This is a genomic window from Arthrospira sp. PCC 8006 (assembly GCF_046480465.1).
In the GTDB taxonomy this organism is placed as follows: Bacteria; Cyanobacteriota; Cyanobacteriia; order Cyanobacteriales; family Microcoleaceae; genus Limnospira; species Limnospira platensis.
Genome location: NZ_PKGG01000242.1, coordinates 1 through 7078, shown reverse-complemented (window position 1 = coordinate 7078; position 7078 = coordinate 1). Strand labels below are relative to the sequence as shown.

Here is a 7078-nt window from a genome sequence, read left to right as displayed (position 1 = left end):
ACCAACCATCAAAACCTGAATTCGCTTAGACATAAAAAATCATAAACCCAACCCTTGAATTATAATGGTCATTCAACTGATAGACCAATCGATAAGTTATCCCTAATATCAAACCATGACCACACAACCCCGCCATTACCATATCACCACTTTCGGATGTCAAATGAACAAAGCCGACTCCGAACGCATGGCAGGCATTTTAGACGAAATGGGGTTAACCTTCGTTGAGGACCCAAACCAAGCTGATATCGTGCTTTACAACACCTGTACCATTCGCGATAACGCGGAACAGAAAGTCTACTCCTACCTGGGGAGACAAGCGAAACGGAAACAGGAAAATCCGAACCTGACCCTAATTGTAGCGGGATGCGTCGCCCAACAGGAAGGAGAAGCGCTGCTGCGTCGGGTTCCTGAACTTGATTTGGTCATGGGACCCCAACACGCCAACCGTCTCCAAGACCTATTAGAACAAGTCTTTGAGGGTTCCCAGGTGGTGGCGACTGAACCGATTAATATTGTGGAAGACATCACCAAACCCCGCCGAGATAGCAATATCACCGCCTGGGTGAATGTGATTTATGGTTGCAATGAACGCTGTACCTATTGCGTAGTTCCCAACGTCCGAGGAACCGAACAGTCCCGCACCCCGGAAGCTATCCGGGCGGAAATCGAAGAATTAGCGAGGGCGGGTTATAAAGAAGTTACACTGCTGGGACAAAATATTGATGCCTATGGCCGCGACCTCCCCGGTTCTACGCCAGACGGTCGCCACCAACACACTTTGACAGACCTGCTCTATTATGTGCATGACATACCGGGTATTGAGCGTATCCGTTTCGCTACGAGTCATCCTCGCTATTTTACAGAAAGATTAATTCGCGCCTGTGCGGAACTTCCGAAGGTGTGCGAACATTTCCATATCCCGTTTCAGTCGGGAGATAATGATGTGCTAAGGGCGATGGCGCGGGGATACACCCATGAAAAATATCGTCGGATTATTAATACTATTCGCGAGTATATTCCCGATGCGTCAATTAGTGCTGATGCGATCGTGGGGTTTCCGGGAGAAACAGAGGCGCAGTTTGAGAATACCCTAAAACTGGTTGATGATATTGGTTTTGACCTGTTGAACACGGCGGCTTATTCCCCCCGTCCGGGAACTGGGGCGGCGTTGTGGGAAAATCAGCTTTCGGAGGAGGTGAAGGCCGATCGCCTACAACGGTTAAATCGACTGGTGAATGTGAAGGCTATGGAGAGATCGGAAAGATACCGCGATCGCATTGAGGAGGTATTAGTGGAAGGCACAAACCCCAAAGACCCCAGCCAGGTGATGGGACGTACCCGTGGTAATCGTCTGACGTTTTTTAAAGGGAATTTGGCGGAACTCTCAGGTGAACTGGTGAAAGTGAAGATTATAGAGGTGCGGGCATTTAGCCTCACCGGAGAACCTATTGAGTTATATGTGACGCTATGAATACTAAAACTTTTAAAACAATCGGTTTTGTCTCTCTGCTGGGGCTGGTTTGGGTAAGTGCGATCGCCTGCCAGAAAAACCCTCAAGCCCAAAGTAATGCGGTTCAGGTGGCCCCAGCCGGTCCTGTACCTACAGTAATTCAAAATCCCCCTTCTCTGGCGCAACCGGGTCAGGGGGGTATGAATTTACCGAAACCCAGAGATAATGGTGATTATACCCGTTCAACTCATACCACCTGGGAAGTGACAGACAGAGACCCCAACGGTTTAAACTGTCGCATGGCTAATAATCTCAGCAGCTATGATCAACTTCTGGCTAACCAGGGTCAGGTGACTATGAATATCAAAAACTGGCCAGTAGTGGGGACTATCAAACAAGGACAGGATTTTGAGATTAATCTGGGTCCGGCAGGATTTGGTATTGTTTATGATAACGAAAACCAACCCTGGATGTATGTTGAACGTACTGATGAACAAGGGGCGGCGAGTAATTGTTTTGTGCGGGCTAACCATCGCTTTGTACAACCGATCGCCACTCAGAATGTCTTGTGATTAAGACGTAGCAACACCCCAGCGGAGATTGGTGCTAATTTTCAAAGAGTTTCATGACATCGGCGATCGCCATGCGAGAATAAGCCCCCAAGGTGAGAGGGGAGGTGTGATCATGTTCAAGGTGATCCGCCGCCGCACAGGCGATCATCGCCGCATTATCAGTGCAGAATTTCATCGGAGGGAACAAAACCCTTAAATGGTTTTCCGTAGCTGCTTCCTGTAACAAATGACGGAGGCGACTGTTAGCAGCTACTCCCCCCCCAACGGTAATAGTATCCAATTGGTAATTGAGGGCGCAGGCGATCGCTCGTTTGGTTAACCCCCTGGCAACTGTGTCCTGAAAGCTGGCTGCGAGGTCTGCCACGGGCAGTTCTCCCCCTTTTTGGTTTAATTTATCCACCAAACGTAAGACAGCCGTTTTCAGGCCGCTAAAGCTGGAATCATAGGGATGATAGCCGCCCCCAGGTAGGGAAATGCGACCCTCTGGGAGAGGGAAGGCTTGGGGGTTGCCACTGGCTGCAAGGCGATCGATAACCGGGCCCCCTGGATAACCGAGGTTGAGTAAACGAGCCACCTTATCAAAGGCTTCTCCCGCCGCATCATCGCGGGTTTGACCCAAAGTTTCATACTGACCACAACCGATGACCCGAATTAAACTGGTGTGGCCCCCAGAAACTAATAAACACAGAAAGGGTGGTTTTAAATCGGGTTCACTGAGATAGGAGGCGTAGATGTGACCTTCTAGGTGATGGATTCCTAAAAATGGCTTCTGGTGAACCATGGCTAAACTTTTGGCTGCTGTGATTCCCACTAATAGCGCTCCTACTAACCCCGGAGCGCAGGTAGTAGCGATCGCATCAATATCAGTCCAGTCCAGATCAGCTTCCATGAGTGCTTGAGTAATTAGGGGGTTGACCATTTCCAAATGTTGCCGCGAAGCCACCTCCGGCACTACCCCCCCATAGGGGCGATGGATAGGGATTTGAGAGGCCACCACATTACTGTAAACTTCACGATTCTTTACAATTGCTACCCCAGTTTCGTCACAACTTGTTTCAATTGCTAAAACTGTTGCCATTGGCTGATAAATTTAATCAAATGATTGAGTTACATCTAGTAGCTTATCCCCACAACGAGATTAAATGGGTGTCAAGAGTCTAAATTCAAAGTAAGATGGCTCCTAAGTCCTTAATCCGTTGGGATTGTACAAAAAACTTATTGTTTTGTAACAAAAGGAAACAAATCTATGCGACGATTGTTGGCTCTAGTTCTCGCTCTCGGTCTTTGGTTCGGTGGTAGCGCAGCAGCCGAGGCTTATAACCTGACTCCCTGCTCTGATTCGGCCGCATTTCAGCAACGGGCCCAAACTTCTATCGCCCGCAGTGCTAACCCAGACCAAGCCAAAGCTCGGTTCGAGCGCTATTCCCAAGAACTCTGTGGCGAAGATGGCCTACCTCACCTGATTGTAGATGGTAGCCTGTCCCACGCTGGCGATTTCTTAATCCCCAGTGTTCTATTCTTGTATATCGCCGGATGGATTGGTTGGGTAGGTCGTTCTTACCTCCAGTATGCTGGTAAAGATAAAAAAGCCACCGAAAAGGAAATCATTATCGATGTTCCCAAAGCTGTGCAATTGATGCTGGGTGGATTTCTCTGGCCTCTGGCTGCTCTCAAAGAAATGACCACCGGGGAAATGTTTGCTAAAGATAATGAAATCACCGTTTCTCCTCGCTAAGAGATGCGCGGTTGTGGCCTAAGCCTTTCACGGGTTAGGTTACGGGTTAGGTTAAGGGACTTTTTCCCAAATTGTATCGAATGTTTGGCATATCAATTAGGAGGCTCAATTCATGCAGAACTTTTTGAAATATTTGTCTACCGTCCCGGTTTTGGCAGCGGTTTGGCTGTTAATTACTGCTGGTATTCTGATCGAATTTAATCGGTTTTTCCCCGACCTTCTGTTTCATCCCCTCTAGGGACTAAAACCCGAAAAATGGGCAGGTCGCCCTAAGTGGCGATCGCATAATTAACAAGAGATTAATATTTATAGGGGTGATGATAAATTGCCCCTATGATCTTGTCCAAGGATACCTGCCCCCTAGGGGGATTATTGACCCTAATAAAAATCACTTATTTTTCTAATTCCGTATCGATGAAATCCTATACTGCTGCCGCGATCCAAATGACCAGTCTGCCTGATTTGCAGAAAAATTTGGCAGAATCTCGCGATTTAATTGAACTAGCTATTCGTCAAGGCGCTGAATTAATTGGCTTACCCGAAAACTTCTCGTTTATGGGTGAAGAAGAAGATAAACTTATCCAGGGTTCAGAAATTGCCGAAGCCACCGAAAAATTCCTGAAAACTACAGCCCAACGTTTTCAGGTAACCCTTTTGGGTGGAGGGTTTCCCGTTCCCAAAGGAGAAGGTAAAGTCTGCAATACCGCCTTGTTAGTAGACCCCAATGGTCAAGAGTTGGCACGATATGAAAAAGTGCATCTTTTTGATGTAAATGTGCCTGATGGAAACACTTACTGTGAGTCGGCAACAGTGAAAGCTGGGACAGATTTCCCACCTGTTTACAATTCCCCAGAATTAGGTCAGTTGGGTTTATCTGTCTGTTATGACGTGCGGTTTCCAGAATTGTATCGGCATTTATCTAAACGGGGAGCCGAGGTGTTATTTGTTCCCGCCGCCTTTACCGCCTATACCGGGAAAGATCACTGGGAAGTTTTGCTAAAAGCTAGGGCGATCGAAAATACTTGTTATGTAATTGCTCCCGCCCAAACTGGCTGTCACTATGGCCGCCGCCACACCCACGGTCACGCCATGATTATTGATCCTTGGGGAATGATACTAGTTGATGGGGGTGATCAGCCAGGAGTCGCCTTAGCTGATATTGAACCCACCCGCCTCGAGCAAGTGCGTCGCCAAATGCCATCTCTGAAACATCGGGTATTTTAGAAAATCAGCCACTGATAACGTGCGTCAGTCCTATCGGCGAGTTCTGACGCACCCAAGAAAAATCGGTAATTGGGGAATAATTTGAGAGTTGTAACCCATGTATAACTAATACAAAAGTTGATGTGATCCCACTTTTCGCTACAGTAGACAGGAACGAGTTTTAACAAAATGGATGGTTCTATCACTTTTCGGGATAATCTCCCCATTTTCCATGTTTTCATCTTTAGGAGTTGATCCCGTGCCACTGTTGGCAAACACCATCGAGGGAATTAGCGAAGCTCCCGAAGCTGATGGGAATATAGTGTTATTGGCGGTGCTACTGAGCCTAGTTGCCATTTATACAGCCAGCAAAGTTGGCGGCGAGTTCTTCAACTGGTTAGGATTTCCCCCAGTTTTAGGAGAATTAGTCGGCGGGGTAGTCATTGGTATTTCAGCTCTGCACTTAGTCGTATTTCCTGAAGGTGGTGTCGGCGCTTCTGACTCGGTGATCATGCAAATACTGTCATCGACAGCAGGGTTAGATATAAGTGCAGCTGGAGCAACCTTTGAGGCTCAAAGTGAGGTGATCTCCGTTCTCGCTGAAATTGGGGTGATTGTCCTACTATTTGAAATTGGCTTAGAATCCAATATTCGTGAACTGCTGGAAGTAGGGGTTCAATCCCTAGTGGTGGCAATTGTGGGGGTCGTGGCTCCATTTTTCGCCGGAACCATTGGCTTAATTGTGATCTTTAATGTTCCCCCTGTGGCTGCAATTTTCGCCGGTGCGGCTTTGACTGCTACCAGTATCGGGATTACTTCCCGTGTGTTAGCTGAAATTGGCCGCTTGTCTTCTAAGGAAGGTCAAATTATTCTCGGCGCGGCGGTCATGGATGACATCTTGGGAATTATTGTCCTCGCAGTGGTCGCTAGTTTAGCCAAAACCGGAGAGATCGATGTTACTAACATTATCTTCCTGATTATCAGTGCCACTGTGTTTCTGGTGGGTGCAATCTTACTGGGAAGGTTCTTTAATGATACTTTTGTCACTCTGGCTAAACAGTTCAAAACCCGTGGTCGGATTGTGATTCCGGCTTTTATTCTGGCGCTGGTGCTGTCTTATATCGCTGCTGCTATTGGTTTAGAGGCGATTTTGGGGGCTTTTGCTGCGGGGTTAGTCTTGGATGAAACTGACCCAGGAAAGGAACTCGAAGAACTTACTAGACCGATTTCTGATGTGCTGGTACCGATATTTTTTGTCACGGTTGGGGCGAAAACTAATTTAGAGGTTCTCAATCCTGCTGTTCCTGACAACCGCCAGGGATTGGTGATTGCTTCTTTTCTGATTGTTGTGGCAATTTTCGGAAAAGTTATCTCTGGGTTTAGCGTGTTTGGTGTGGAGAATATCAACCGATTGGCGATCGGGGTCGGTATGATTCCCCGGGGCGAGGTGGGTTTGGTATTTGCGGCGGTAGGTTCTGACAGTGGCGCTTTGTCGCCTTCTCTGGATGTGGCAATTATCTTGATGGTGATTCTGACTACTTTTGTGGCTCCGCCTTTGTTGCGGGTGGTGTTCCGTGATGATGAACCGACGGCTACGGAACCGGAAACTACTGCTTGAACGGTCAATCCTTAAAAGATTGTGAATTGATTTTGATGGCTCGGTTCAATAAAACCGGGCTTTTTTTCTTTTCTACTGAGGCTGTTGTCGGATACAATTACTTACGCAGTACGAATATGGTTCGGCTTGAGTTATATAATTGGCCATCCATACCTGGGAAAAAATCTTCAAGAACTCCCACCTGCTAATGCGAGGTGGGAGAGTGGGGAACGGGCCCTGCTGAAACCTTGAATAGCCCATTGAGCCGAATCATGCCACGCACTTCCGATTGCTTCTCTAGATCGGATTATCTGCAAGCCTCCTGGTTAGGGGCGTTGGGAAAGCCAAGCCATGTTTGATTCGGTGGGCGAAGAGACTCAAACTCGCAAGAGGTTTATCACCATGCTACGAGTTCCGGTTTTATCCCCCAGTGGGAAACCATTAATGCCAACCAAGCCCAGTCGAGCAAGACGTTGGATTCGAGATGGGGTAGCCGTGGGAAAATGGTCAGACCTGGG

8 protein-coding genes are annotated in these 7078 nt (G+C 47.7%); 7 read left to right on the top strand and 1 reads right to left on the bottom strand.

Annotated features, from left to right (window positions below):
• Positions 1-115: 115 nt before the first annotated feature.
• Together miaB and B9T16_RS23610 are read left to right on the top strand one after the other, a co-directional pair.
• Positions 116-1474 (top strand): tRNA (N6-isopentenyl adenosine(37)-C2)-methylthiotransferase MiaB, encoded by a 1359-nt coding sequence (gene miaB / locus B9T16_RS23615; protein ID WP_317268709.1) that lies wholly within the window; start codon positions 116-118, stop codon positions 1472-1474.
• On the top strand, positions 1471-2025 hold the full coding sequence (locus B9T16_RS23610; protein WP_410245914.1) for a hypothetical protein: 555 nt from the start codon (positions 1471-1473) through the stop codon (positions 2023-2025). The genes miaB and B9T16_RS23610 overlap by 4 nt, the downstream gene beginning before the upstream one ends.
• A gap of 34 nt (positions 2026-2059) precedes the next feature.
• On the opposite strand, the gene tsaD is transcribed toward B9T16_RS23610, so the two are convergent.
• The gene (gene tsaD / locus B9T16_RS23605) at positions 2060-3103 is read right to left on the bottom strand and encodes a tRNA (adenosine(37)-N6)-threonylcarbamoyltransferase complex transferase subunit TsaD (RefSeq protein WP_014274548.1); all 1044 of its coding nucleotides are present in this window, start codon (positions 3101-3103) and stop codon (positions 2060-2062) included.
• Positions 3104-3271: 168 nt separating this feature from the next.
• Between tsaD and B9T16_RS23600 the strand changes: the two genes are divergently transcribed.
• The 5 genes from B9T16_RS23600 to B9T16_RS23580 form a co-directional block, all read left to right on the top strand.
• Positions 3272-3760 (top strand): photosystem I reaction center subunit III, plastocyanin docking protein, encoded by a 489-nt coding sequence (locus B9T16_RS23600; RefSeq protein ID WP_014274547.1) that lies wholly within the window; start codon positions 3272-3274, stop codon positions 3758-3760.
• Between the two features lie 112 nt (positions 3761-3872).
• Positions 3873-3998, top strand: coding sequence for a photosystem I reaction center subunit IX (gene psaJ / locus B9T16_RS23595; protein WP_014274546.1), 126 nt, complete (start codon positions 3873-3875; stop codon positions 3996-3998).
• 176 nt (positions 3999-4174) lie between these two features.
• Positions 4175-4984, top strand: a complete 810-nt coding sequence (locus B9T16_RS23590; protein WP_014274545.1) for a carbon-nitrogen hydrolase family protein — start codon at positions 4175-4177, stop codon at positions 4982-4984.
• 211 nt (positions 4985-5195) lie between these two features.
• Positions 5196-6581 carry a cation:proton antiporter gene (locus B9T16_RS23585; RefSeq protein WP_410223194.1) on the top strand — a complete coding sequence of 462 codons (1386 nt, stop codon included), beginning with the start codon at positions 5196-5198 and terminating at the stop codon, positions 6579-6581.
• A 330-nt stretch (positions 6582-6911) separates the two neighbouring features.
• Positions 6912-7078 (top strand): RRXRR domain-containing protein (locus B9T16_RS23580; protein ID WP_410245915.1); only part of this gene is annotated, 167 nt, incomplete at its 3' end.

What these genes read in the sequence shown, in the direction of transcription:
- miaB (WP_317268709.1), top strand. Translation starts at nt 116, where the DNA reads ATGACCACACAACCCCGCCATTACCATATCACCACTTTCGGATGTCAA.
- psaJ (WP_014274546.1), top strand. Translation starts at nt 3,873, where the DNA reads ATGCAGAACTTTTTGAAATATTTGTCTACCGTCCCGGTTTTGGCAGCG.
- B9T16_RS23600 (WP_014274547.1), top strand. Translation starts at nt 3,272, where the DNA reads ATGCGACGATTGTTGGCTCTAGTTCTCGCTCTCGGTCTTTGGTTCGGT.
- B9T16_RS23590 (WP_014274545.1), top strand. Translation starts at nt 4,175, where the DNA reads ATGAAATCCTATACTGCTGCCGCGATCCAAATGACCAGTCTGCCTGAT.
- tsaD (WP_014274548.1), bottom strand. Translation starts at nt 3,103, where the DNA reads ATGGCAACAGTTTTAGCAATTGAAACAAGTTGTGACGAAACTGGGGTA.
- B9T16_RS23610 (WP_410245914.1), top strand. Translation starts at nt 1,471, where the DNA reads ATGAATACTAAAACTTTTAAAACAATCGGTTTTGTCTCTCTGCTGGGG.
- B9T16_RS23585 (WP_410223194.1), top strand. Translation starts at nt 5,196, where the DNA reads ATGTTTTCATCTTTAGGAGTTGATCCCGTGCCACTGTTGGCAAACACC.